Source organism: Afipia dichlorophenoxyacetatis (assembly GCF_055386385.1).
Genome location: NZ_AP029250.1, coordinates 3,535,295 through 3,560,459, shown reverse-complemented (window position 1 = coordinate 3,560,459; position 25,165 = coordinate 3,535,295). Strand labels below are relative to the sequence as shown.

General features: G+C 59.2%; 17 protein-coding genes. 6 read left to right on the top strand and 11 right to left on the bottom strand.

Annotated features, from left to right (window positions below):
• Positions 1-28 precede the first annotated feature (28 nt).
• The 8 genes from ACZ5C3_RS16735 to ACZ5C3_RS16700 all read right to left on the bottom strand — a co-directional run bounded on the left by ACZ5C3_RS16735 (position 29) and on the right by ACZ5C3_RS16700 (position 8,112).
• Positions 29-1,114, bottom strand: a complete 1,086-nt coding sequence (locus tag ACZ5C3_RS16735) for a sensor histidine kinase (RefSeq protein WP_464031409.1) — start codon at positions 1,112-1,114, stop codon at positions 29-31.
• The gene (locus ACZ5C3_RS16730) at positions 1,111-1,551 is read right to left on the bottom strand and encodes a response regulator (protein WP_464031407.1); all 441 of its coding nucleotides are present in this window, start codon (positions 1,549-1,551) and stop codon (positions 1,111-1,113) included. The genes ACZ5C3_RS16735 and ACZ5C3_RS16730 overlap by 4 nt, the downstream gene beginning before the upstream one ends.
• A complete protein-coding gene (locus ACZ5C3_RS16725; RefSeq protein WP_464031405.1) occupies positions 1,548-3,089 on the bottom strand; it encodes a sensor histidine kinase in 1,542 nt (513 codons plus the stop codon). The genes ACZ5C3_RS16730 and ACZ5C3_RS16725 overlap by 4 nt, the downstream gene beginning before the upstream one ends.
• Positions 3,090-3,234: 145 nt before the next feature.
• A complete protein-coding gene (accC, locus tag ACZ5C3_RS16720; protein ID WP_464031403.1) occupies positions 3,235-4,590 on the bottom strand; it encodes an acetyl-CoA carboxylase biotin carboxylase subunit in 1,356 nt (451 codons plus the stop codon).
• A gap of 18 nt (positions 4,591-4,608) precedes the next feature.
• On the bottom strand, positions 4,609-5,112 hold the full coding sequence (gene accB / locus ACZ5C3_RS16715; RefSeq protein WP_464031401.1) for an acetyl-CoA carboxylase biotin carboxyl carrier protein: 504 nt from the start codon (positions 5,110-5,112) through the stop codon (positions 4,609-4,611).
• A gap of 38 nt (positions 5,113-5,150) precedes the next feature.
• Positions 5,151-5,606: a type II 3-dehydroquinate dehydratase gene (aroQ, locus tag ACZ5C3_RS16710; RefSeq protein WP_464031400.1), complete on the bottom strand. Its 456-nt coding sequence runs from the start codon at positions 5,604-5,606 to the stop codon at positions 5,151-5,153.
• 248 nt (positions 5,607-5,854) lie between these two features.
• A complete protein-coding gene (locus ACZ5C3_RS16705) occupies positions 5,855-6,622 on the bottom strand; it encodes a DsbA family protein (protein WP_464031398.1) in 768 nt (255 codons plus the stop codon).
• A gap of 38 nt (positions 6,623-6,660) precedes the next feature.
• Positions 6,661-8,112: a M48 family metalloprotease gene (locus tag ACZ5C3_RS16700; RefSeq protein ID WP_464031397.1), complete on the bottom strand. Its 1,452-nt coding sequence runs from the start codon at positions 8,110-8,112 to the stop codon at positions 6,661-6,663.
• Positions 8,113-8,267: 155 nt separating this feature from the next.
• On the opposite strand from ACZ5C3_RS16700, the gene ACZ5C3_RS16695 reads away from it, so the two are divergent.
• Complete coding sequence (locus tag ACZ5C3_RS16695) at positions 8,268-9,461, top strand: pyridoxal phosphate-dependent aminotransferase (RefSeq protein ID WP_464031396.1); 1,194 nt, start codon at positions 8,268-8,270, stop codon at positions 9,459-9,461.
• 138 nt (positions 9,462-9,599) lie between these two features.
• Here the strand turns inward: ACZ5C3_RS16695 and ACZ5C3_RS16690 are convergent, their stop codons facing one another.
• Positions 9,600-12,740 (bottom strand): Rne/Rng family ribonuclease, encoded by a 3,141-nt coding sequence (locus tag ACZ5C3_RS16690; RefSeq protein WP_464044168.1) that lies wholly within the window; start codon positions 12,738-12,740, stop codon positions 9,600-9,602.
• A gap of 707 nt (positions 12,741-13,447) precedes the next feature.
• On the opposite strand from ACZ5C3_RS16690, the gene ACZ5C3_RS16685 reads away from it, so the two are divergent.
• From ACZ5C3_RS16685 to prfB, 3 genes are all read left to right on the top strand, one after another.
• Positions 13,448-14,743: an N-acetylmuramoyl-L-alanine amidase gene (locus ACZ5C3_RS16685; RefSeq protein WP_464044167.1), complete on the top strand. Its 1,296-nt coding sequence runs from the start codon at positions 13,448-13,450 to the stop codon at positions 14,741-14,743.
• A gap of 260 nt (positions 14,744-15,003) precedes the next feature.
• Entirely contained in the window at positions 15,004-17,496 is a 2,493-nt protein-coding gene (locus ACZ5C3_RS16680) for a penicillin-binding protein 1A (RefSeq protein WP_464031393.1), read from the top strand.
• 74 nt (positions 17,497-17,570) lie between these two features.
• Positions 17,571-18,702 (top strand): peptide chain release factor 2 gene (gene prfB, locus ACZ5C3_RS16675; RefSeq protein WP_464044166.1). Its coding sequence is split into 2 segments (ribosomal slippage): positions 17,571-17,639 and positions 17,641-18,702, totalling 1,131 coding nucleotides; the frame shifts between segments, so codons are not numbered across the junction.
• Between the two features lie 24 nt (positions 18,703-18,726).
• Here the strand turns inward: prfB and ACZ5C3_RS16670 are convergent.
• Together ACZ5C3_RS16670 and ACZ5C3_RS16665 are read right to left on the bottom strand one after the other, a co-directional pair.
• Positions 18,727-20,085, bottom strand: coding sequence for a peptidoglycan DD-metalloendopeptidase family protein (locus ACZ5C3_RS16670; protein ID WP_464031391.1), 1,359 nt, complete (start codon positions 20,083-20,085; stop codon positions 18,727-18,729).
• Positions 20,086-20,183: 98 nt separating this feature from the next.
• Positions 20,184-20,630, bottom strand: a complete 447-nt coding sequence (locus ACZ5C3_RS16665; RefSeq protein ID WP_464044789.1) for a peroxiredoxin — start codon at positions 20,628-20,630, stop codon at positions 20,184-20,186.
• Positions 20,631-21,117: 487 nt separating this feature from the next.
• Between ACZ5C3_RS16665 and ACZ5C3_RS16660 the strand changes: the two genes are divergently transcribed.
• Positions 21,118-24,720 (top strand): YhdP family protein, encoded by a 3,603-nt coding sequence (locus tag ACZ5C3_RS16660; protein WP_464031389.1) that lies wholly within the window; start codon positions 21,118-21,120, stop codon positions 24,718-24,720.
• Positions 24,720-25,157: a PaaI family thioesterase gene (locus ACZ5C3_RS16655; RefSeq protein ID WP_464031388.1), complete on the top strand. Its 438-nt coding sequence runs from the start codon at positions 24,720-24,722 to the stop codon at positions 25,155-25,157. Before ACZ5C3_RS16660 ends, ACZ5C3_RS16655 begins: the two co-directional genes overlap by 1 nt.
• Positions 25,158-25,165: the final 8 nt, after the last annotated feature.

Sequence of the window (25,165 nt, the reverse complement as noted above, 5' to 3'; positions counted from 1 at the left end):
TTATCCTATCAGATGGCACGGTTGAACACTATGAGGCGCGGGAAGAGGCTTTGGACTGACAGCTTTGCTGAAAGCGCACGATGATTTTCGTGCCGGCGTGAGATGGATCCCTTTCGGTCGTTGCCTCGAGCTTGGTCGCCATGGCGCTGACAATGCGCTGGCCCATGCCCGTCGATCGCGGATCCTGTTTGGCCTGGTAGCCGACGCCATCGTCAGCAATCACGAGTTCGAGGCCCGAGCTGTTCTTGTGCAGATTGACGTGAATGGGTCCCGGTCCGTCGGGATATGCGTACTTAACGGCGTTCATCACCAGCTCGTTGACGATAATGCCGATGGCGACAGCGCGATCCGGATCGATTTCGACGGCTTCTGCATCCAGCGTCAGGCGGGACATGCGGTTGCCTTCCGCCGAACGGCGCAGGTCTTCCAGCAGGGCTTCGAGATATTGGTTGAGCATGACCGTCTTCAGGTCCTGCGACGTGTAGAGGCGGCGGTGGACCTGCGCGACCGCTGCTACGCGGCCCATAGCGTTGGAGAGCGCTGCCTTGACGTCATCATCGCTGCTTGAACTTGCCTGCAGATGGAGCAATGACGCAATGATCTGAAGGCTGTTGCCGACGCGGTGGTTCACCTCGCGCAGCAGGACTTCGCGCTCAGCAGCGAGCGCGGCGTAACGGTCGCGAGAAGCGTGAACCTCGGCCTCTGCATCGTCGCGCGCCTTGCGGACGAGCGCTTGTTCAAACGCGCTTCTGGCGGCGACATCGAGCAGGCCGATGAAGTCCCCTTGCGTATCCTTGACCAGATAATCCACTGCACCAGCCTTGAGCGCAGTGATGGCGATCTTGCTGTCTTGCGATGCCGTGACGAAGACGACCGGAGGTGCGCCTGGAATTTTTTGGATTTCTGCGAGTGTCTCAAGACCGTCGAGGCCGGGCATATGCTGATCGAGCGCCACCACATCGACACCGCCGTCCTTGATCCGCGCCAGACCGGTGGCACCATCGATTGCGTGCTCCACGGCAAAGCCTTGCCGCTTGAGCCCGCGCTCGACCAGCCGCGCGAGAGCAGGATCGTCGTCGACGTAAAGAAGGAGAGGTGACGGCGCTGAGGTCATGCTTTGACTGGCGGTACCTTGATCACGGAAAAGAACAGACCAAGCTGGCGAATGGCGTTGGCAAAGTTCTCGTAGTTGACCGGCTTGGTGATATAGACGTTACATCCAAGCTCATAGCAACGTTTGATTTCGTGTTCGTCGTCCGTGGTCGTCAGCACCACGACAGGCGTGCATTTAATATGCGAGTTGTCTTTAATGCGCTTCAGGATCTCGATACCGGTCATGTCGGGAAGATTGAGATCGAGCAGGATCAGGAGCGCCTGATCTTTATGTCCGATACCGGACCCATCTGGGCCGAACAGATAGCTCACTGCGTCGGTGCCGTTGACGAACGGTATAATCTCGTTGTTGACGCCCGATCGCCGGATATTCCGCTCGATGAGGCGGGCATGCCCCTCATCGTCCTCGATCATGACGATTTTAACTGGCAGAGTCATTCGGTTTTTCCCTGAATTCCGAGCTTCCACTGCGCGGGCAGTGTGATTGTGAACGTGCTTCCTTTGTGCAGTTCCGACGAAACGTTGATGGTGCCGCCCATTCTGCGGACCAATGCGCGGACATGTGCGAGTCCGATGCCCTGGCCTTGCCGGTCCTGAACGCCAGCGCGACGGAACAGATCGAAAATTCTTGCGTGATCCTTTTGATCAATGCCCCGACCGTTATCGATAATCTCGAAAATAGCAAATCCGAGTTTGTGCCGGCCTTTGATGAGAATATCCCCCGGAACACCCGGCTTGAGATACTTGAGCGCGTTGTCGATCAGGTTCGAGAAGACCTGTTCCATAGCAAGCCGGTCGCTGACAATGTTGGGCAGCGGCTCAATGCGGATCTTTGCATTTGCCTCGGTCGTCTGATGGGCAACCGTGGCCACGATGGACTCGATCAACTCCCGTGTATCGATTTTGACCGGATGGAAGTCGCGGCGGCCTTCCCGGGTGAGATTGAGAATGGCGCTGATGAGGCGGTCCATCTTGCCGATGGATGACTTGATGAAGCCAAGGGCTTCGCTGAAGTCCTGAGACAACTGCTTGTCTTCATCGGCGAGTTCGGGAGCGTCGCCCGGATCGGTTTCGCCAATGGGGCCAGGCATTGCAGGGGCAGGAGATTCGCCTCGGCTATATCTCGCGATGCGGTTGAAGATGTCGTTGCGCAACTCTTCAAGCTCGCTGGTAAATCCCATGATGTTGACCAGCGGCGAACGCAGGTCGTGACTTACGATATAGGCGAAGCGTTGTATTTCTTCGTTTGCCTCACGAAGATCAGCGGTGCGTTCATCGATCGCCGCTTCCAGATTGAGATTGTTGTCGCGCAACTGTTTCTCGGCATCATCGCGTGCGCGCGCCGACCGCCGAACGAGAAAGATTGAGACAGCGGCAAGGGCAACGACAAGGCCAGAACCGGCGGTGGTCACAACGGCGGCAAGTGTCTGGCTTCGATCTGCCTCGATCGTCCTGGTGGAGAAGAGGCGGTTTTCCTCATTGCGCATTTCGACCGCAATGTCCCGAATGCGGTTCATGCCCTCGCGGCCGGCGCCGCTCTGCAGGAAGTTCTTTGCATCGTCAAACTTGCCGGCGTTGGCGAGATCACGTGCTTGGCGAAAATCGTCGAACCGCTGCATCGTCATCGGAATATAGTCGTTCAGCAGTTTGACTTGAGCCGGATTGTCGACAGTCAGTCGTCTTAATCTTTCAAGCGAAGGACCGAGCAGGTTGTCGGCTTCTTCGAAGTCGGAGCGATAAGCGTCCTGTCCATAGAGCAGGTAGCCGCGGATCGCGCTCTCCGCCCTTCGCATCTGCAACTGGGTCAAAGAGAGCTGGTTTTCGACCTCAACGGTATGGAGCACCCAGGCCGCATCCGAACGGGCCCTCGCGACCAAATAAAGCGAAATCGCGCTAATCGCGACGAGAATGGCAAACCCCGCCGCAAGCAGGCCGATCTGCCAAAGGGTCCGCCGACGCGCTGCATCAGTCGTCACGGTTGTCCCGCGTCAAATAGAGCGAAATGATTTGATAATTCAGCTTCATATCCACCGGTCGAGGGATAACCCGCCCGGTAGATAACCTGCAAACTCAAAATGAGTTCCATCAGAGGGAACCAAATTTGGTTCCTTCCGCTCTCCGTCAGGAGGCTTTGGTATCCCCGACCGCGAGGTACTGTTCCAGCCAATGGATGTGGTAGTCACCGTCGATAATGTTGGGCTCCCGCACCAAAGCGCGGAACAGCGGTAACGTGGTTTCGACCCCATCGACCACCATCTCGTCAAGTGCCCGACGAAGCCGCATCAGGCACTCGCCACGAGTCTTGCCGTGAACGATCAGCTTGCCGACGAGCGAGTCATAATAGGGCGGGATGACGTAGCTCTGATACACGGCGGAATCGATACGCACGCCAAGTCCGCCCGGTGGATGATACTGGGTGATCTTGCCGGGCGACGGCCGGAAGGACACCGGGTTCTCCGCGTTGATGCGGCACTCGATGGCGTGACCGTTGATGGCGATCTCTTCCTGGGTGCACGGCAGATCGCCACCGGCTGCGACGCGGATTTGTTCGATCACGAGATCGAGGCCGGTGATCATCTCGGTCACCGGATGCTCGACCTGAATGCGCGTGTTCATTTCGATGAAATAGAACTCACCGTCCTCATAGAGAAACTCGATGGTGCCGACGCCGAGATAGTTCATCTCCCGCATCGCCTTGGCGCAGGTCTCGCCGATCTTGGCGCGCGCGGCGGCTGTAATGATGGGTGATGGACCTTCTTCCCAGACCTTCTGGTGCCGCCGCTGCAACGAGCAATCACGCTCGCCGAGATGGATAGCCCCGCCGCGGCCGTCGCCGAGAATTTGAATTTCGATGTGGCGCGGCTTGCCCAGATACTTCTCGAGATATACCGAGCCGTCGCCGAATGCTGACTTCGCCTCGTTGCTCGCGGTCGACAATGCCAGCGCCAGGTCGGCTTCAGTCATTGCGACTTTCATGCCGCGGCCGCCGCCGCCAGCCGCAGCCTTCACCAAAACCGGGAAGCCGATCTGCTTGGCGATCGCCATGGCATCGTCGCCCGGTCCAACTCCGCCGTCTGATCCTGGTACGACCGGAATACCCAGCCGCTTCGCCGTTTTCTTGGCTTCGATCTTGTCGCCCATCAGACGGATATGCTCCGCCTTGGGGCCGATGAAATGCAGATTGTGGTCGGCCAGGATTTCGGCGAAGCGCGCGTTTTCCGAAAGGAAGCCGTAACCCGGATGGACAGCATCTGCGCCGGTAATTTCGCACGCGGCTAGCAGCGCCGGCACGTTCAGATAGCTGTCCTTTGATGGAGGCGGGCCGATACAGACGCTCTCGTCGGCGAGGCGAACATGCATGGCATTTGCATCAGCCGTGGAATGCACAGCGACGGTCGCGATGCCGAGTTCTTTGCAGGCGCGCAGGATGCGCAGGGCAATCTCGCCGCGATTGGCAATCAGAATCTTGTCGAACATCGCTGCGCCTGACGATCGTTATTCAATGATGACGAGCGGTTCGCCGTATTCGACCGGCTGGCCGTCTTCGACGAGGATTTGCGTGACCGTTCCCGCCCGCGTCGACGGGATCTGGTTCATGGTCTTCATCGCTTCGATGATCAGCAGCGTGTCGCCGACCTTGACCTTGCTGCCGACTTCCACGAACGGCTTCGCGCCTGGCTCGGAGGCGCGGTAAGCGGTGCCGACCATCGGTGACGGCACCATGCCAGGGTGCTTGGCAATGTCGGCGGATGCCGCTGCAGGTGCGGCGGCTGCGGCCGGTGCAGAGGCTACCACGGCCGCGGGGGCCGGCTGGTACGAAACCGGCGCGGCTGCTGCAATGCTGATGTTGCGCGCGACGCGCAGCCGCAGTCCTGCACGCTCGATCTCGATTTCTGTCAGGTTGGTTTCGTCAAGCAGGATTGCCAACTCGCGAATAAGTTCGCGTTCATCGGAAGGCTTTGCTTTTGGGGTAGAGGGGTCTTGCGGCTGACGGGCCATGTTCAATCCGAAGCTTTCTTACATTGCAAATGACAGCGTCAGGATTTCGCCGTGACGCCGAGTTTGGCGGCGAGGCCGCTGATCGCGAGACGATAGCCTTCGATGCCAAAGCCGCACAGGGTTGCGAAGGCGGCTGAGGCGACAAACGAATGATGGCGGAAAGGCTCGCGTGAATAGATGTTGGAGACGTGAACTTCAACAGCCGGCAGCTTCACGCCGATCAATGCATCATGAATAGCGATCGACGTGTGCGAATAGCCGCCTGCGTTGATGATGATGCCGGCAGCTTTCTTGGCCCCAGCCTCATGGATGAAATCGATCAGTTCGCCTTCGCGGTTGGATTGGCGGCAATCTGCCGTCAGACCGAAACGGGCAGCGGTTTCGTGACACAGCTTTTCCACGTCGGCGAGGGTATGGTGGCCGTAGGTTTCCGGCTCACGGGTGCCGAGCAGATTCAGGTTCGGCCCGTTGAGCACGTAAATCGTCTTTGCCATCCGAAACCCAAATCCAGCAATGCGGGCGAAATGATGCGCGCCAAGCGCGGTTTGGGCAGGTTTATAGGCAACATAAGGCCGGGAGGGAAGCCTGTCCGGCCCCGCTGTCCCCGGCCAAATCGTTCATCTGGCTCTCGAAAAGCCTTGTGGAACTTACGGAAATCGTTGGTTAACCAATCTTAAAAGTTGCAGTTAAGGTCATGCCGCACGAGCGGGGCAGAACCCCGCTCAGCCGCCTTTCGGGCTGATCAGCAAGTCGCCTTGCCGCAACGGGATTCGGAAATCTTCTTGGTCAGACCGTCCAGCCCAACAGCGCCGACCACCACGTCCTTACCGATGACGTAGCTCGGGGTTCCGTTGAGGCCCATCTCTTCCGCCAGCTTGAAGTTCTCGTTCAGGGTGGCGGCGACTTCGGGGCTGGTCATGTCCTTCTCGAGCTTGGCCATATCGACGCCGACGTCCTTAGCGACAGCAAGCGCGCGCGCCTTGTCAGCCTGGCCACGGCCGCCCAGGAGCTTCTGGTGGAAGTCGAGATACTTCTTGCCGGTCGGATCCTGCATGCGGACGGCGACCGCGACCTGAGCCGCCTCGACGGAGCCTGGTCCAAGCACCGGGAATTCCTTCAAGGTCACGCGGAGTTTCGGATCTGATTTCATCAGATCCAGCATGTCACTCATCGCCTTTTTGCAATACCCGCAATTGTAGTCGAAGAACTCGACGAAATTGACGTCGCCATTCTTGTTGCCGAGAAGCACGCCGCGCGGTGAATTGAAGATCGTCTCGGCATTCTTCTCAACGGCGATGCGATGTTTTTTTTCTTCTGCGTCAGTCTGGCGCTTGGTCAGTTCGGCCGAAACTTCTTCAAGGATCTCCGGATTTGCCAGGAGGTATTCCTTGACGATCTTTTCGATTTCGCTGCGCTGGTCGGACGAAAAGCTCTGTGCCTGCGAGGCGATAGGAGCGGCACCAACTGCGAGCGCGAATGCCAATGGAGCAATTGAGCGAAACGAGACCATGAGAATTCCTTCAAACTGTCGTGACAGGAACCGGGGCGTTAGTTCTTTACCGGCTTGGTGTTAACAATATCGTCGGCCTTGACCCAACCGGGCGTCCCGATGGCAAAGCGCGTCTTTGCGCGCGAGGCAAGATCTCGCGCCGTCTTTTGGTCTCCGCGCAGATAAGCGGCCTGAGCCGAAGCTAGATCCGCTTCTGCGTAGTTGCCCTTGCGGCCATAAGCCATCGCCAGCTGGGTGTAACCGTTCGCGGCTTCTGGCTCCCGGGTCAAGGCATTGCGCAGAATCGTGATTGCATCGTCGGCGTAGGCCTTATTTTCGGATGCCACGAGCGCCTGACCAAGTAACATCTCGATGAGCGGAGTGTTATTCGACAATTGCACGGCTTTACGCAGCGGGGCGATCGCCTCGTTTGGCTTCGCCCCCTCCAACAGGGCCTGGCCCTTCAATTCGTAGAAATAGGGATTGTTGGGTTGAGCATGGATCAGGTCATCAATCTGTGTCAGCGCGGATCGGAGGTCACCGTGACGGTAAGTCGCGATAGCTCTGGCATAGCGCGCAGGCAGGCTGGTGTTTGAGGCGGGATAGCGGCGATAGACGGTGTCGGCGCGTTCCATGAAGCCCGACACCTTTGCGCGCATCATGTCGTGCCGCAACTGCAGGGCAGGGTCGTCCTTCTTATCCCAGTAGGGGCTTGATCTCGCCAGTTCTTCAAGCGCTCTGACGCGTTCGATCGGCATCGGGTGAGACATGTAGTATGGGTCCGCGCCACTTGAGGCGAACAGGCTCTGTTCGGAAAAGCGCTTGAACGTCTCGTACATGCCCTTCGCGGATTGGCTCGTCGCGTTGAGAAACTTTACTGCGGCCTTATCCGCGTTTTCTTCCTGTTGCCGCTGATACGACAGCATCGTGCGCATGATCGCGGATTGCGGGGCTGCGACCGCTGCTGCGCCCGCGCCACCTGCGCCCGCGCGAGCGCCTGCAACCGCTGCACCGAGGCCAAGAAGCATCGCGATGATCAACTGGGTTTGGGTTTGTGCGAGCTGCTCCCGCAGCTTGGCGAGATGGCCACCAGCCAAATGTCCCGTTTCGTGGGCGAGCACGCCGATGATCTGGTTAGGTGTCTCGGATTCGCGCAGAGCGCCGTAGTTCACGAAGATGCGGCGGCCGTCGGCAACAAATGCGTTGAATGTCGGGTCGTTGATGATCACAACCTGAATGTTCTGCTTTTCGAGACCGGCGACACGCAGGACGGGGCGCGTATAATCGCGCAGGAGCTGCTCGGTTTCGGCATCACGCAAGGTTGGTGGGCCACCTTGTTGCGCGTGGGCCGGCCAAGAGGCGCAGATCAAGGCGCCGGCGGTGATGACAGCGGTCGCACGCCGAGCAAGCGAGCGGCCGAAGCGGCGCGTGCGCTCCGGGGCTTCGCGTAAAAACGTTCCACGAGAATGGGGAGAAGATCCCTTGGATACGGTCAGACAATCATTTGTCATGGCTGGCTGGCGATGAACGTTTGGCAATGGAGCCGCGACCTGTAGGATGCTAAAAATCATGGTCAAACAAACGGTCGAATGCGGCAGGACAACGGCACGGCACTCTCGCGACCGTTTAACGGGGCATTGCCGCCCGTGAGGAATAGCAGATTTCCATGCTCGATGTGACGCTGAGAGACAAGGTAAAAAACATTTTGACCCCGTCAGGGCGAGGAAATGTTCCCCCTTTCATGGTGATGGATGTGATGGCGGCCGCTGCCCGGATCGAGGCCGAGGGCGGGCATGTCATTCATATGGAAGTGGGACAACCGGCCGCACCTGCTCCGAAAACGGCCATCGCCGCGGCGCATGCCGCGCTCGATATCGGAAAGATCGACTACACAGCCGCGGTGGGGATTCCATCGTTGCGGCAACGGATCGCCCGCCATTACCGCGAGACCTACAATCAGGACATCAATCCTGCACGCATTGTCATTACCACGGGCTCTTCGGGAGCCTTCGTGCTGGGATTTCTCTCGATGTTCGAACCGGGGGATAGGGTCGCTATTACGGCACCTGGCTACCCGCCATACCGTCACATTCTGAGTGCGCTCGGCTGCGAACCGGTTTTGATCGAAACCACACGCGATACCCGCCATGCTTTGACGGGCGAAATGCTGCTTGAGGCGCACCGCAAGACGCCGCTCAAGGGTGTGCTGGTCGCAAGCCCGGCCAATCCGACCGGGACCATGATGACGCGCGAGGCACTGGCAGATTTGATTTCTGCTGCTGACAGTGCTGGCATCCGCTTCATTTCAGATGAGATCTACCACGGCCTTGATTATGCGTTTCCAGCCGTGACCGCTGCTGAGCTTTCGCCGGATGCGTTGATCATCAACTCGTTCTCGAAATACTTCTGCATGACCGGGTGGCGCGTCGGCTGGATGGTGGTGCCGGAGCCGCTGGTGCGTTCGGTCGAAACCTTGCAGCAGAACCTTTCGATTTCTGTTCCGACCTTGTCACAGATCGCAGCCGAAGCGGCTTTTGACGGTCGGGCGGAGATGGATGTCATCAAGCATGGCTATGAGGAGAACCGCCGCATTCTGATCGAAGGTTTTCCGAAAGTCGGCCTCTCGGACTTCCTGCCTGCGGATGGCGCGTTCTATCTTTACGCCGATGTCTCCAAGTTCACCTCGGACAGCTTCGAGTTCGCCAAGACGATGCTGCAGCAAGCGCGTGTCGCAGCGACGCCAGGGGTGGATTTCGATCCATTCCACGGCCGGTCGTTCGTGCGTTTTTCTTATGCGCGTTCGACGCAGGAAACGGCCGAAGCAGTGGCGCGGATCACGAACTGGCTTGCCAAGGGTTAAATCGAAAGCAGGCAGGCCACCAAACAAAAACCCGTCCACTGCGCAGTGGACGGGTTTTTCATTTCAAACAATCAGCTTCATTTTGACGCGTTTTCTTCACGCGAACCGGTAGCCACTTCGCTCGAAAACACTTTGGCGTTACTCGCTGCGCTTCGACCACCAGCCACTTCGGCGAGGTTGCTGTGCCTCGGTGGTTGTGACGTCGGGCTGTGCCGCCGAGGCAGGAGCGGGTTCGCTGGCGACCGTGGTAGCTTCTGTTGTTTCAGTCGGAGCCGGCGCCTCGTCCATTTTGGACGAGTCGCCGAAGAAAAAACTTACCTTCTCCCGAACCGTCGAACGTTTGCGGGGCGCAGGATCAGGTTCCGGTTCCGGCTCGGATTTCTGGATTGTTTCAACCTTGGGACTTTCAGCGGTCTCGCTTTCAGAGGTCGTGATGTGATGTGAGATCGGCTCTGACCGCGCCGGCTGCTCATTGGCATGCGGTGCTGTATCCGACGACAGATCAGCCACTGCTTCGCTGGATTCCGGCTCCGACAACGAACCGAGATCGTCAGCGATGGACCCGGCGATACCATTCTCGGGTTGGCCGTTCTCCTGATTACCGCGACGACGACGGCCACCCCGGCGACCGCGGCGTCTCGGCCGGCGTTCACCGTTCGCACCTTGATCGGCGCGCGCTTCGCCGTTCGAGTCCTCGGACTCGTCGTCACCTTCATCGCCCTCGGCAACGTCAGTTGCCGTGTCATCCTGCGACGTAAAGCCCGGTGTTTCGCTGCGATCGCTGGCCTGCTGAGCGCCTTCGCGCTGTTCGCCACCACGGCCACGGCGTCGCCGACGGCGCCGGCGGCGCGGGCCTTCTTCACCTTCCGCGGCCTGGCTTTCGCCTGTGGATTGCGTTTCCGCTTCGTCCTCGGCCTCGTCGCCTTCAAATTCAGCTTCGGCTTCGAAGACTTCGTCCTCTTCGTATTCGTAGACTTCCTCGATCGCCGCAGGCGAGGCTGCGAGCTGAGCCGCAAGGATAGCCTTGGCGGCTTCGAGGGTGTGGACTGCTTCACCACGATCAATGACGAAGGACTGCTGGCCGCTGATCGTTCCGTCGGCGATCACCGCAAGTGCGACCTTGAAGCCGTCTTCCAGATCCCGCAGATGACCACGCTTGTGGTTGAGAACGTACAGTGCGACGTCTGTACGCGTGCGCACCGTGAGATTGTGCGTCGGGCCCTTCATCAGGCTTTCCTCGAGGCCTCGCAGCAACTGCAGCGCGACCGAGGAGACTGAGCGGACGTGACCTGTGCCACCGCAATGCGGGCAGGGCTCGGTCGAACTTTCCAGGACGCTGGCGCGGATGCGCTGGCGCGACATCTCCAGCAATCCGAAGTGCGAAATGCGACCGACCTGGATCCGTGCACGATCCTGCCGCAGGCAGTCGCTGAGCTTACGCTCGACCGCGCGGTTGTTGCGCTTCTCGTCCATATCGATGAAGTCGATGACGATCAGGCCCGCAAGATCGCGCAATCGCAATTGGCGTGCGACTTCTTCCGCGGCTTCAAGGTTGGTCTTGAGCGCGGTGTCTTCGATGTGATGTTCGCGTGTCGAGCGTCCCGAGTTGACGTCGATCGAGACCAGAGCCTCGGTCTGATTGATGACGATGTACCCGCCGGACCTCAGTGTGACCGTCGGCGAGAACATCGCGTCGAGCTGGCTTTCCACGCCCATGCGTGAGAACAGCGGTTGACCATCGCGATATTGTTTCACCGAGCGGACATTGCTCGGCATCAGCATCTTCATGAAATCGCGTGCTTCGTTGTAGCCGTTCTCGCCGGCCACCAGCACTTCGTCGATTTCCTTGTTATAGAGGTCGCGCAGCGACCGCTTGATCAGCGAGCCTTCCTCATAAACGAGGGTAGGCGCCTGCGACCTCAGCGTCATGTCGCGGACGGTTTCCCACATACGGATGAGGTATTCGAAGTCGCGTTTGATCTCCTGCTTGGTGCGTGACGCACCGGCAGTGCGGAGAATGATCCCCATGCCCTCCGGCACGTCGAGATCCTGCACCACGTCCTTCAGACGGTTGCGATCCTGTGCCGATGTGATCTTGCGGCTGATGCCGCCGCCACGGGCCGTATTCGGCATCAGCACTGCGTAGCGGCCAGCGAGCGAGAGATACGTCGTCAGCGCCGCGCCTTTGTTGCCGCGCTCTTCCTTGACGACCTGAACCAGCATCACCTGGCGGCGCTTGATCACTTCCTGAATTTTATACTGCCGTCGCGGGCGGAAGGTGCGCTCGGGGACTTCTTCCAGAACGTCGTCGCCGCCGACGGATTCGACGACTTCCTCTTCGCCTTCTTCGCCGTCGTCGTCATCCTCGCCGTCGACGTCGTCGGCATGGCGATCGTCCTGATGAGTTTCGCCGAATGCAACAACCTCGGCAGCCGATTGCTCGTCATGCTCTGGATGGTCGTGATCAGCATGGACGTGCTCGTCTTGCGCATCGTCGTCGTGGGCCAGCGGCTCCGCAGCGGTTGAAGCCTCGGTCGCTTGAATGTCGATCGCCGCGGCTACGGGGACATCATGATCGGCCTGGGGGGCCGGCTGTTCGATATCCGCATTAGCGTCGGCCTGCTGCTCGACAGCATGTTCAACGTAGCGATCATCGTGAGGTTCATCACCATGATGGTCTTCATCGTGGTGATGGTCGGCATGAGGCTGCTCGTCATCATGAGCGTGTTCGTCGTGATGAAATGCTTCGTCCCCGTGATGATCATGATGATGATCATGTTCGTGATCGTCGTGGGCACCATAAAGATGATCGGGCGCGTGATCGCCGACCTGTGCCGCATCTGTCTGCTGCTGTGCGTCGACGAGCTCGGTGTTGCTGTCCTCAACGACATCGCTTTGCACGCGCTCCCCGTGGCTGCGTCGACGCGAGCTGCGATGGCGCGAACGGCGACGGTTGGAGCGGTTTTCTGACTCTTCTTCAGCTTCGCGATGTGCACGTTCGTCGGCCTCGATGAGAGCCTGACGGTCTGCAACCGGGATCTGATAGTAGTCCGGATGAATTTCGCTGAAGGCAAGAAAACCGTGACGGTTGCCGCCGTATTCGATGAAGGCGGCTTGCAGCGACGGTTCTACCCGCGTGACCTTGGCAAGATAGATGTTGCCACGGAGCTGTTTGCGTTGAGCGGACTCGAAATCAAATTCTTCGACGCGGTTGCCGCGCACCACGACCACCCGGGTCTCTTCCGGATGGGTGGCATCGATCAACATTTTGTTGGGCATTTGGAAACTCATGACGGCGGATGGCACGCGTGACGACCAGCGCATTCAGCGCAGCCCGGTGACGCGACGGTCCACCTGATTCGGGGGTGAGGGGAAGGCCAAAACGCAACCCGAGGCACCGTGCCGAGCGCAACGACAGCAACATGCGACGCGGATAAGATTCGCGTGGCATCATCGCAGGGGTTGCAAAGATCCTGGTGTAGATCCCGGTCGGCAATACAGTCTGGCGCATCAAGCGTCGGCCCGTCTAATTATTTGGGCGGTAAACGTACCGCCTTGTTTGTTGCTAACGGGGCCAGCAACGGTCCGCTGGGAGGAGCCACCGCGGCGTAAACACGCGCGTTGGCGGAAAGGTTTCGCTGCCTTGCGGCCGCGAAGGCCGGTCATCATTTGCCACCCGGGCTTTCGAACCGCCCACTCATACCGACCGCGCACTGCGCTGGCCGAGGAGGGGATCGGTCAATACGCTCAAATCCCAAGAATATCTGAAGAATATCTGAGACCTGGCGCTGCACCGGAAAGCTGAACGCGATACAACCGGAAGTTTAAACCGTCAGCCCTTCATACATACGTCGAATAACCCCCTCTGGCAAGGGAAGCGTCACAGCCCTGCAACACTGGTCGACAATCATTTGCCATTCAGTAAGGTTAGGTTAACCCTCCGGTTCTATTGCGATATGAGGCTGTTCTGGAGGCACCGGAATCCCTTGTTGAGCCGCTTTCATCATTCAGTTTTGCTTGGGATTACAGGTGCATGCGCCATCATATTGATGTGCGTGCCGCTCCGCTTGGCCAGTGCTGTCGAATCCCAGCCTCCACGCCCTGCGATTGCGGAGGAGTTTCCTGTCGCGTCTGACGTGCGTATTGCGGGGGACGAGAAGCAAACGCGCTTCATCCTCGATCTCGATCGCAAGATCGATGTGCGTGCCTTTACGCTGAACAATCCGTATCGGGTGGTCCTCGATATTCCGCAGGTCACGTTCAACCTCCCGACGGGTATCGGAAGTTCGGCCCGGGGGCTGATCCGGGCTTTCCGCTACGGTCTGGTGATGCCGGGAGGCTCCCGGGTGGTATTCGATCTGACAGGCCCAGCCAAGATCGAGAAGGCCTATACCATCGAGGCCGCAAACGATCAGCCGGCGCGGCTGGTTTTGGAGTTGGCCGCCGTCGAGCCATCGGCGTTCAAAGCGTCATCGGTATCATCAGAATTGCGTCCTGCGATCCTCGCGGATGCAGATGCAAATCCCGCCGCCTCGGATACAACCGGAGCAACCAAGGCTGTTACCCCCATCGATTCCCGTCCTGTCGTTGTGATCGACCCCGGACATGGTGGCATCGACAACGGCACGCAGGCGCCGAGCGGCGAAAGTGAGAAGACGCTGGTGCTGGATTTCGCGCTGGCCCTGCGAGACCGAATCGAGAAATCCGGAAAGTATCGCGTTGTCATGACGCGCAGCGATGACACGTTCATCCCTCTGGGAGACCGGGTCAAAATCGCGCGTAACAATATGGCCGCTCTGTTTGTTTCCATTCACGCCGATGCGCTGCCCAAAAAGGAGGGCGATGCCCAGGGCGCGACCATCTACACCCTGTCCGATAAGGCCTCTGACGCCGAAGCTGAGAAGCTTGCGGATGCCGAGAACAAGGCTGACGCCATAGCAGGCGTGAATCTGACGGAAGAACCGGCCGAAGTGGCTGATATCTTGATCGACCTCACTCAGCGCGAAACCCGAACGTTTTCAAATCGGTTTGCGCGGATGCTGGCCAATGAGATGAAATCTGTGGCGCGGATGCATAAGCACCCGTTGAAGTCGGCGGGCTTCAGGGTTTTGAAGGCTCATGATGTGCCCTCCGTCCTGGTCGAATTGGGGTACGTCTCCAACAAGGATGACCTTCAGCATCTCGTTTCAGAGAATTGGCGTTCGCGGACGGTGGGTTCCGTGGCGCAGGCGGTCGATGCTTTCCTTGGAAAACGCGTTGTTTCGGTCACTCCTTCAAATTGAAATCGCAGGGCAAATCCGGAGCTCAAAGCCCTAGTTTGGCCACAGCACCGGCTTTATAAAAATCTGGTAGAATCAATCCATGATCTCGCGCGGGATGCTATAACCCCGTTCCGAAGTCAGGGCAGGATCCATGGGGAATGGGTCGCACGATATTCGCTGACAAGATTCACAGGATCGAATCTTGATCGAATCCCGAGTTTAGGCACTTTCGATCATGCGCTGCGGCTGGCAGCGCCGCACACTGGAACGGAAATCTGAAGATGCGGTTGCTGCTGCGGTTTATGGGCTTTTTGTTTGCTGCGGGAACGATCGTCTTTCTAGTCGGTGTCGGTGCGGTCGCAGGTCTCATCTGGCACTATTCGAAAGACCTTCCGGATTACTCGCAGCTGCAGGACTACGAGCCGCCAGTGATGACGCGTGTCCATGCGTCGGACGGTGCGTTACTTGGCGAATACTCGAAAGAACGCCGGCTATACCTGCCGATCCAGGCCATTCCGAAGTCCGTCATCAATGCGTTCCTGGCGGCCGAAGATAAGAATTTCTACGAGCACGGTGGTATCGATTTCACAGGTATGGCGCGTGCTGCGCTTTTGTATGCGCAGAATTTTGGCTCCAACCGCCGCCCACAGGGCGCATCAACCATCACACAGCAGGTTGCAAAGAACTTCCTGCTGACCAACGAGGTGTCGTTTACCCGCAAGATCAAGGAAGCTCTGCTGGCGATGCGCATCGAGCGCACCTACAGCAAGGACAAGATCCTCGAGCTCTACCTGAACGAAATCTATCTCGGCCTTGGTGCGTATGGCATTGCGGCTGCGTCGCTGGTCTATTTCGATAAGTCGGTCAACGAACTGACCGTTGCGGAAGCATCGTATCTCGCCGCGTTGCCGAAGGCGCCTGCTGCGCTTCACCCGGTTCGCAACCGTGACCGCGCGATCGAACGCCGCAACTACGTGATCGATCGTCTGGCTGAGAACGGCTGGATCAAGCAGTCCGATGCCGCCGCCGCCCGCAAGGAACCGCTGGTCGTCACCAACCGCAGCAATGCAGCGCATATTTTCGCTGGCGAATATTTCGCCGAGGAAGTCCGCCGCGACATCTTCGAGCGTTATGGCGAAAAGAAACTGTATGAGGGCGGGTTGTCCGTCCGCACCACGCTCGATCCAAAACTGCAGATCATGGCGCGCAAGTCGATGGTCGCGGGCCTCGTTAACTTCGATGAGGCGCAAGGCTGGCGCGGGGCGCAGACCAAGATCGATATCACCGGCGACTGGGGCGTAAAGCTCGCCGACGTCAAATCGCTCAGCGATATCTCACCTTGGCGAATGGCTGTTGTTCTGGAGACCAGCGATCAGTCGGCGCGGATCGGATTCCAGCCCGGTCGCGAACTCGGCGGCGCGGTTCTCAAGAACCGAGAAACTGGTCTGATCACACTGGACGGTGTTCGTTGGGCAAAGGCGGCGGCTGGTCCGACGCGTTTCAAGACGCCAACCAATGTGACGCAGGTTCTTTCTCCGGGCGATGTGATCTACGTCGATCCGTTGCTGGGCAAGGATGGCAACAAGGTTGAGGGCCAATACCGGCTCCGGCAGGTCCCGGAGGTATCCGGTGCCATGGTTGCGATGGACCCTTGGACGGGACGAGTTCTTGCCATGGTCGGAGGCTTCTCGTTCGATCAGAGCCAGTTCAATCGCGCGACGCAGGCCTACCGTCAGCCGGGTTCGTCGTTCAAGCCGATCGTCTATTCGACGGCGATGGATAACGGTTACACGCCATCGACGGTGGTGGTCGACGCGCCGATCGAAATCGATCAAGGGCAGGGCGTCGGGGTGTGGCGTCCGGAAAACTACTCGACCGGAAAATATTACGGCCCGACGACGCTGCGTAACGCACTCGCGCGATCCCTCAATACGGTGACCGTGCGGCTCGCGCAGGACGTTGGCATGCCGTTGATCGGCGAGTATGCCAAGCGCTTCGGCGTTTACGACGAACTGCCAAATTATCTGTCGTATGCTCTCGGAGCAGGCGAAACGACGGTGATGCGTATGGTCACCGCGTATTCAATGTTCGCCAACGGCGGTAAACGCGTGAAGGCGACGTTGATCGACCGTATTCAGGATCGTTACGGCCACACGATCTTTAAACACGATCAACGCGAGTGCCGCGGATGCGACGCACCTGACGGATGGAAGAACCAGGCCGAACCCACACTGGTGGATCGTCGTGAGCAGGTGCTGGACTCCATGACGGCTTACCAGATCACCTCCATGATGGAGGGCGTGGTGCAAAACGGCACTGCGACGGTTGTCCGTGAAGTCGGCAAGCCGGTCGCCGGCAAGACCGGAACCACCAACGATGAGAAAGACGCCTGGTTCGTTGGATTCTCGCCTGATCTGGTTGTGGGCATCTACATCGGTTACGACAAGCCACGGAACCTCGGCCGCGGAGGTACGGGCGGCCATCTGGCTGCCCCAGTCGCGAAGGACTTCCTGAAGCTTGCGCTTGCGGATAAACCCGCAGTGCCTTTCCGCGTGCCCGCCGGCATCAAGCTGATCCGCGTGGACGCAAAGACGGGAATGCGCGCAGGTCCGGGCGATACGGGCAGGACCATCCTCGAAGCGTTCAAGCCCGGCACCGCGCCGCCGGACAACTATTCAGTTATCGGCGTGGCCGATGCGGATGGCAGACCGCTCAGCGTTTCACCTGACGCGGATCGTGCCATCATTCGTTCCGGGACCGGCGGTCTGTATTGATTGCACTGACCGCCGTCAGCCGCTACATCCCTTCCTTCGTTTGAATCGCGGCCTTTGCCGCAGATGGAATTGTTATGCGTCCTGAAATTGAGCGCCTTGTAGAAGAGATCAAGCAGTCAGTCGGGCTGCTGAGGAGGCATCTTTGACGTCGATGCCGCCACTGCACGTCTCGCCGAACTGAACAACCTCGCCGAAGATCCCAATCTCTGGAACGATCCGCAGAAAGCCCAAAAGCTTATGCAGGAGCGGACCTCGCTCGAAAACCAACTCACCGGCATCGGCAAGGTCGAGCGCGAGATCGAGGATCAGGTCGGCATGATCGAACTCGGCGAAGCCGAGAACGATGATGGCGTTATCACGGAAGCGGAAAGTGCCCTGAAAGCGCTCAAGAAAGAGGTCGCGCGTCAGGAGCTTGAGGCGTTGCTGTCGGGCGAAGCGGACGCCAATGACAGCTACCTTGAAGTCCACGCCGGTGCCGGCGGGACTGAAAGCCAGGACTGGGCGCAGATGTTGCTGCGCATGTACACGCGCTGGGCAGAACAGCACGGCTACAAGATCGAGTATCTCGAAGAAACCGAAGGCGAAGAAGCCGGGATCAAATCTGCGACGATCCAGATCAAGGGTCACAACGCTTACGGTTGGCTCAAGACCGAGGGCGGTGTGCATCGTCTTGTGCGCATCTCGCCATATGACTCCAATGCGCGTCGTCACACCTCGTTTTCGAGTGTCGCTGTGTTCCCGGTGGTCGATGATCGCATCCAGATCGACATCAAGGAGTCGGATGTCCGCACTGACACCATGCGCTCGGGCGGCGCAGGTGGTCAGCACGTCAACAAGACGGAATCCGCGGTGCGGTTGACGCACATCCCAACAGGCATTGCGGTGGTCTGTCAGGCCGGCCGCTCGCAACACAAGAACCGGGCGCAGGCCTGGGATATGTTGCGCGCACGGTTATATCAGGTTGAGCTGAAGAAGCGCGAAGCGCAGGCCGTCGCGGACCAAGCCGCCAAAACTGAAATCGGCTGGGGTCACCAGATCCGATCATACGTGCTGCAGCCGTATCAGATGGTGAAGGATCTGCGCACCGGTGTGCAGACCTCTGACACGCAGGGGGTGCTCGACGGTGACCTCGATGAGTTCATGGCCGCCACGCTTGCACAAAAAGCCTTCGGCACGACACCGGGTGCAATCGAGGACGTCGACTAAGCTCTCGAAAGCTCAGTCTCTGTCTCAGCCTTGGGCGAGGCGAACACCGGCACGCAAGAACTTCTGCGGATCGACGGCTTCACCGTCGATCCGTGTCTCGTAGTGGAGATGCGGTCCAGTCGACCGTCCGGTTGAACCGACTTCGCCAATCACCTGTCCGATTTTGACGATCTCACCGACCTTCACATTGATCTGCGACAGGTGCCCATAACGTGTCGACAAGCCATTGCCGTGGTCGACTTCCACCATGCGTCCATAGCCGCCCGCCCAGCCCGCGTTGACGACTTTTCCGTTCGCGGTGACGCGGACCGGATCGCCTGTCGAGGCACGGAAATCGAGGCCGGTGTGCATGGCCGGGCGCCCGAGGAACGGGTCGCTGCGCACGCCAAAGCCGGATGAAAATTCGACGTTGCCGACCACTGGTTTGCGATAGGGCACAAGCGACAGCGTTCGCGTCAGCTTGTCGACCTGAGCGCGGCTGAGGTTGATGCGGTAGAGCTGCTTCTCAAACGCGCCTGCGTCGCCAGTCGGTGCTCGCACTGGGACGAATGGTCCGCCGATGCCGCCTCCCTTGGGGGCGGCCGCTTCAAGCTGAGCCATGTTGAGGCCGAGATCCGCGATGACACCGCGCATGCGGCGCGCGCGCGAGTCGTAGCTGTCTTCCACGGAATTGAGCGCTGCGAGTTGCCGGTTTTCGATTTTGTCGAGGCCGCTCTGTAAATTGGTCAGAACGTTATCGACGCCCTGGAGTTTCGCGAATTCGGTATTGCGTGGGCTCGTGACCTGCGGCGTACGGGATTCCAGACGTGCTTCCCTATCCGGCGGGGCAACGAAGATCACGGTGTCATTGATCGGCGACGGCTTCGGAATCGCAGACGGGCTGTCGTTCAATTGCGAGGCCCGGGCAGGCGGCTTGCCGATGGATCCCGTCACGGAGGCGTCCGGCATTGCGTTGAGCGCTGTCGCGCGTGATTCCAGCAGGGCTTGCCGCTTCATGATTTGGTTGAGCTTCTGGTCGTATTGCTCCTGGTCCAGCAGCTGTTTGCTGGTGGTGCGGTCGACGCGTGCGCGCAGTTCCGCGATGCGATCCTCATACGCGTACTGCATTTCCGCCTGACGCGCGATCAGGCGGGTCAACACGTCGTCGCGGAACGCGAAATACGTCGCGGTCGCTGCCGACCATGCGCCCATGAGAATGATGGAGCCTGCGACAATCCAGAAAACCACCGGTCCCAGCCGAACCTGCTTGCCGGCGTGGACAATGGTGTAGCCCTTCCGATCCGGACGTGGGCGCGGAGGGGGATGGCCATGTGTGGGGCGACGTTGATGGGCCCTGGCATGATCATGGTGGTCGGAAGGTTGTGGGCCAGAACGGTACGACATCAGCACTCCTGCGCCGACCGGTCACTCTTCCGGTCGGCTCAATTCGAGGCTGATTTGAACCGTCTATGGTTAATTTTCGGGAAATGGTGGTTGTGGGGTCACAAGCTGCGGGCGGCGGTCAGTACGTCTTCGGCGTGCCCCGCGACCCGCACCCGCGGCCAGATGCGGGCGATTTTGCCATCGCGATCGATCAGAACCGTCGTTCGAAGAATTCCCTCGAAGGTCTTGCCATACATGGATTTTTGCCCCCATGCGCCATAGGCTTCCAGCATCCCGTGCTTTTCGTCCGACATCAGAGGAATGGTCAGTTGATGCTTATCCCTGAAGGTCTCCTGCGTCCTCACGGGATCGGCTGAGACCCCCAGGACGGCGGTTTCGCTGGCGGCAAACGCGGTGGCGAGTCGGCTGAAATCAGCAGCTTCCATCGTGCAGCCAGGAGTGTCCGCCCGGGGATAGAAGAAGATCACCAGTTTGCGTCCCGCATAATCTTTCAGCGCCACGGATTGCCCTCCGTCGCGTGGCAAAATGAATGATGGGGCTCGCATGCCTTCCTGAAGCACGGAAGCCTGAGCTCTCGGTTTGGTTGAGGTCGCCCGTTTAGCGGCTGCAGGGGACTTAGCGGCTGGGGACTTTGCGGCCGTCTTGGCAGCCTGGGTGCTCGCTTTCGCCGCCGATGAACTCGCTTTACGGGTTTTGCCGGGGGCTTTTGGTGCGCTGGTCCGCCCGGGAGCGGCGCTTTTAGAATTCTTCCGCGTTTTCGGGGACATACGCCTTCCTTTCGTCGCTTTCAGCGGGGCATCTAGGGAATTGGGGGAGTGAGTGGCAACAAGCCCATAGGGTGTTCTGCCGCTGGGCAAATCTGGCGCGTCCGGGGTATGGTGACAAGAGAATCTCGTGTCCTTGAAAGCCACCGGCCGACCAACAGCAAACAGCATTTTAGATTTGGCAGGATGCCAGACAACCGAGCAACCGCTCATTATCGACACTTCGATGTCTGGCGGTAGCCAGGCGGATTACCAGCATTGAGAGGCAATGCCGAGCTCCGAGCCAAAAAAGGCCTATTCAAAGGCTGCTGACGAGCACATGCGCTGGCATGATTCCCGATGGGATCATGACGATGCTGCATGCGATCAAGCGCTCAAGCTTTTGAAGCGGCGCGGCGTGGGGCTGCATCGGTTGACGGAACCGTTTCGGGGATTGCGGCGCTGGCTGGGGGAAAGTGCCTGGATCGGCCGCCTCGCAATCATTGTCGCGGTATTCGGCGTTGTATCGGCGGCGGGATTTGGCGCCCTGTGGCTGCGGCTTGGAGCCGGCCCGGTCAATCTCGATTCCATCACGCCCTGGCTCGCATCCGCCATCGAACAAAATCTCGGACACGACCACACTGTCGAAGTCGGCGGCACGCAGATTGAGCGGGCCGGACGAATTCGCATCGCGGTCCGGCTCAGAGACATTCTGGTGCGGGACCGGGATCACAACATCGTTGCCAGTGCGCCGAAAGCCGAAGTCAGGTTGTCCGGCATGGCCCTCATCATGGGGCAACTCCGTGCGGAGACACTCAGGCTCGTCGGTGCGGAGTTGTCCGTCCGGATTACGCCTGACGGGCGCGTGATCGTATCGACAGGCCAAAGCAACAGCCCGCTCGCGACCGCAAAAGTTTCCGAAAAGCCCGCCGCCGCGCCGGTCGCATCCGCCCCGGGGCAGGCGTCACCTCAGGCGACACCGGCAACGCCGGGGCAGGAGTCTAATCCCAACGGCGCTGGTGGTTTGCTGGCTGCTCTGGATTGGCTCGATGGCTTGAGCGCCAAAGGACTGGATGGCCAGAGCCTGAACGAAATCGGCCTACGCAATGGTGTGCTGAGCGTCGAAGACCAGCGCAGCGGTGGTCGCCTGACGTTCGAGAACATCAGCCTTAGCCTGCTGCGTCCGAGCGGTGGCGGGGCGGCCTTCAGCATCGGCGAGGAGGGTAAAAATCCCTGGCAGCTGAAAGTTGCTGTCGGAGCGCCGTCAGATGGCGTTCGTTCTATCGACATCACCGCGAACAAAGTTCCGTCGAACAATCTTCTGTTGGCTGCCCGGTTGAAGAACTTCACCTACGCAGCAGACATGCCGCTGAGCGGGTCTTTGAAGGGGGAAGTCGGCCGCGATGGCCTGCCGACCTACTTCCGCGGTGAGCTCGTCGCGGGCAAAGGAACGATCGTCGATCTCAATGTTCCTAATTATCCAATGGTGATCGACTATGCCGACGCCAAGGTGGAATGGGATGCCGGGCGACGTGTCATGGTCGCGCCATTTCACGTGAATTCCGGCGCGAACCGGATCACCTTGCTGGCTCACCTTGAGCCACCCAATGGCAGCGTACCCAACTGGCAGCTCGGCTTAAGTGGCGGGACGATTTTGCTCGCTGGTGAAAACGGCGAAGATCCGGCGATCTTCAATCGCATTGCGGTCCGGCTTCGTTTCGACACGGACAACAAGAAGGTCCTTCTGACCCAGTGCGACATTAGCAACGGCGAGATCGGCATCGCCGGCTCTGGTAGCTTGGACTACGCGGGTGTTGAACCGCGGCTCACGCTCGGGATGGCGGCAACGCCGATGCCGGTTTCGGTGTTGAAAAAGGCTTGGCCGATTCTGATCGTCCCCGAGGTTCGTGAATGGATGATCGAGCGCGTCGACCGCGGACAGTTGCAGCGGCTGGACATTGCTGTGAATGCTCCGATGCACACGCTCGTGCGCGGAGGTCCTCCGATTCCGGATGATGGCTTGTCGGTCAATTTCGCTGCGACGGGCCTGACAATTCGGCCCGTGGACGACATTCCGTCCGTCCGAGATGCGGACATGAAAGGCCGGGTGAGCGGCCGGACGGTCAACGTGAACGTTAGTCAGGGACAAGTCGATACGCCAGCCGGACGAAAGCTCACGGTGTCCGATTTCCTCTTCGAGGTGCCGGATCTGGCGCCCAAGCCAGCTCCGACACGTGTTCGTTTCCGCCTGGATGGCCCTGTGCCGGCGGCGGCCGAAATTCTTCAGTCCGACCGGTTGCGCGATGTTGGCGACAAGCTGATCGATCCGAATTCCAGCAAGGGAACAGTCGCAGCGGTCATTACGCTTGCCATGCCGCTGAAGAACGCGTTGACCAAGGAAGATACGACCTACTCGGTCAATCTCGATCTCGGATCGTTCTCGGTCGATAAATTGGCCATGAACCAAAAGCTGGAAGCGAACGCGCTCAAGATCGTCGCTGACAATCAAGGCTATCGGGTGAAGGGTGACGTCAAGATTGGCGGTCAGCCTGCGGCGCTGGATTATCGCAAGACCAATGATGGTGAGGCTGACGTCAAGCTCGCCGCGACGCTCGACGATGCTGCTCGTGCGCGCCTTGGCGTCGATCTCGGATCGAGCCTGAGCGGTGCTATTCCGATCAAGCTGTCTGGCAAGATCGGCAACGGTGATGGCGATAACCGATTTGGTGTGGAAGCGGATCTGACCGCTGCGCGCATCGATAACCTCTTGCCGGGATGGACCAAGGTTGCCGGCAAGAACACCAAGATGACCTTCAACGTCATCCAGAAGCCCCAGGGAACGCGCTTTGAAGATATCGTTGTCGACGGCAACGGGACGTCGATCAAAGGCGCGCTTGAAGTCGATGACAAGAACGATCTGGTCAATGCGTCGTTTCCGACTTTCTCTCCATCGGAGGGGGATAAGACCAGCCTGAAAGCTGAACGCGCACCCGATGGAACGCTCAAGGTCACGATGCGTGGCGAGGTGTTTGACGGGCGAAGCTTCATCAAGAGTGCCATGTCCGGCAAGGACGCGAGTGCGAAGGAAAAGGCCAAGAATTTTGATTTCGATATCGATGCCAAGTTGGGGGCGATCGCCGGTTACTATGGCGAGGCCGTGCGAGGCGTCGATCTGAAACTTTCGCGGCGTAACGGGGCAATCAAATCCTTCTCGTTGAACGGCAAGATTGGCCGCGACACGCCCGTGATCGGCGATCTTCGCGGGAAAGCGCAGGGCCGGGAGGTGCTGTACCTTGAAACCAACGATGCCGGTGCCTTCTTCCGCTTCACCGACACCTACGCCAAGATGACCGGCGGGAAGATGTGGCTCGCGGTTGATCCTCCGACGTCCGATACGACACCGCAGGAAGGGCTGCTGAACGTCCGTGATTTTCACATCAAGGGAGAGTCTGCGCTTGATCGCGTTGTCGCCAATGGACCTGGCGTTAATCCGCAGGGCGTCGGCTTCTCGGGAATGCGCGCTGAGTTCGTTCGCCAGACGGGGCAATTGCGGATCAAGGACGGCGTGCTGCGCGGGCCGACAGTCGGCGCGACCATCGAAGGCAACATCGATTACACTGCCAATCAGGTTCGCATGAGCGGCACCTTCGTTCCGCTTTACGGTCTGAACAATATGTTCGGTCAGATTCCGATCGTCGGCTTGATCCTCGGTGGCGGGAACAATGAAGGCTTGATTGGCATCACCTATGAAGTGGTAGGTACGCCGGGCGCCCCCGTCCTGCGCGTCAATCCGATCTCCGCCATGGCGCCGGGCGTCTTCCGCAAGATATTCGACTTCAACACCGGCAAACAAAACGCGCCGACCGATTTCAGTTCGCCGCCCAACAATTAATGACTGCTTTTCAGGTTCAGGATCCGGATTACGAAGCACGCATCCGGCGGGTATTTGAGGGGCAGCCCGCGATGGCGACGCTCGCCGTCACGCTGTCTAAAGTCGGGCCCGGCGAGCTTGAATTGCGTATGCCGTACGATTTACGATTTTCGCAGCAGAATGGTTTTTTGCATGCCGGCATGGTGTCAGCCGCGCTCGACACCGCATGCGGACTGGCGGCCTATACGCTGATGCCGGCACAGGCCGATATTCTGACCGTCGAATTCAAGATCAATCTGCTGGCGCCTGCCAAGGGCGACAACTTTCGATTTGTAGGAAGCGTTGTTAAACCGGGACGTACGCTGATCGTGTCGGAAGGGCGTGCATTTGCTCACGATGACACACGCGAAAAATTGGTCGCTACGATGTCAGCGACCATGATGACGATGTTGCGCTAGAGCTGCGT

What these genes read in the sequence shown, in the direction of transcription:
- ACZ5C3_RS16700 (WP_464031397.1), bottom strand. Translation starts at nt 8,112, where the DNA reads ATGACAAATGATTGTCTGACCGTATCCAAGGGATCTTCTCCCCATTCT.
- accC (WP_464031403.1), bottom strand. Translation starts at nt 4,590, where the DNA reads ATGTTCGACAAGATTCTGATTGCCAATCGCGGCGAGATTGCCCTGCGC.
- ACZ5C3_RS16665 (WP_464044789.1), bottom strand. Translation starts at nt 20,630, where the DNA reads ATGCGAGCCCCATCATTCATTTTGCCACGCGACGGAGGGCAATCCGTG.
- ACZ5C3_RS16705 (WP_464031398.1), bottom strand. Translation starts at nt 6,622, where the DNA reads ATGGTCTCGTTTCGCTCAATTGCTCCATTGGCATTCGCGCTCGCAGTT.
- accB (WP_464031401.1), bottom strand. Translation starts at nt 5,112, where the DNA reads ATGGCCCGTCAGCCGCAAGACCCCTCTACCCCAAAAGCAAAGCCTTCC.
- ACZ5C3_RS16670 (WP_464031391.1), bottom strand. Translation starts at nt 20,085, where the DNA reads ATGTCGTACCGTTCTGGCCCACAACCTTCCGACCACCATGATCATGCC.
- ACZ5C3_RS16690 (WP_464044168.1), bottom strand. Translation starts at nt 12,740, where the DNA reads ATGCCCAACAAAATGTTGATCGATGCCACCCATCCGGAAGAGACCCGG.
- aroQ (WP_464031400.1), bottom strand. Translation starts at nt 5,606, where the DNA reads ATGGCAAAGACGATTTACGTGCTCAACGGGCCGAACCTGAATCTGCTC.
- ACZ5C3_RS16695 (WP_464031396.1), top strand. Translation starts at nt 8,268, where the DNA reads ATGCTCGATGTGACGCTGAGAGACAAGGTAAAAAACATTTTGACCCCG.
- ACZ5C3_RS16655 (WP_464031388.1), top strand. Translation starts at nt 24,720, where the DNA reads ATGACTGCTTTTCAGGTTCAGGATCCGGATTACGAAGCACGCATCCGG.
- ACZ5C3_RS16680 (WP_464031393.1), top strand. Translation starts at nt 15,004, where the DNA reads ATGCGGTTGCTGCTGCGGTTTATGGGCTTTTTGTTTGCTGCGGGAACG.
- ACZ5C3_RS16730 (WP_464031407.1), bottom strand. Translation starts at nt 1,551, where the DNA reads ATGACTCTGCCAGTTAAAATCGTCATGATCGAGGACGATGAGGGGCAT.
- ACZ5C3_RS16660 (WP_464031389.1), top strand. Translation starts at nt 21,118, where the DNA reads ATGCCGAGCTCCGAGCCAAAAAAGGCCTATTCAAAGGCTGCTGACGAG.
- ACZ5C3_RS16735 (WP_464031409.1), bottom strand. Translation starts at nt 1,114, where the DNA reads ATGACCTCAGCGCCGTCACCTCTCCTTCTTTACGTCGACGACGATCCT.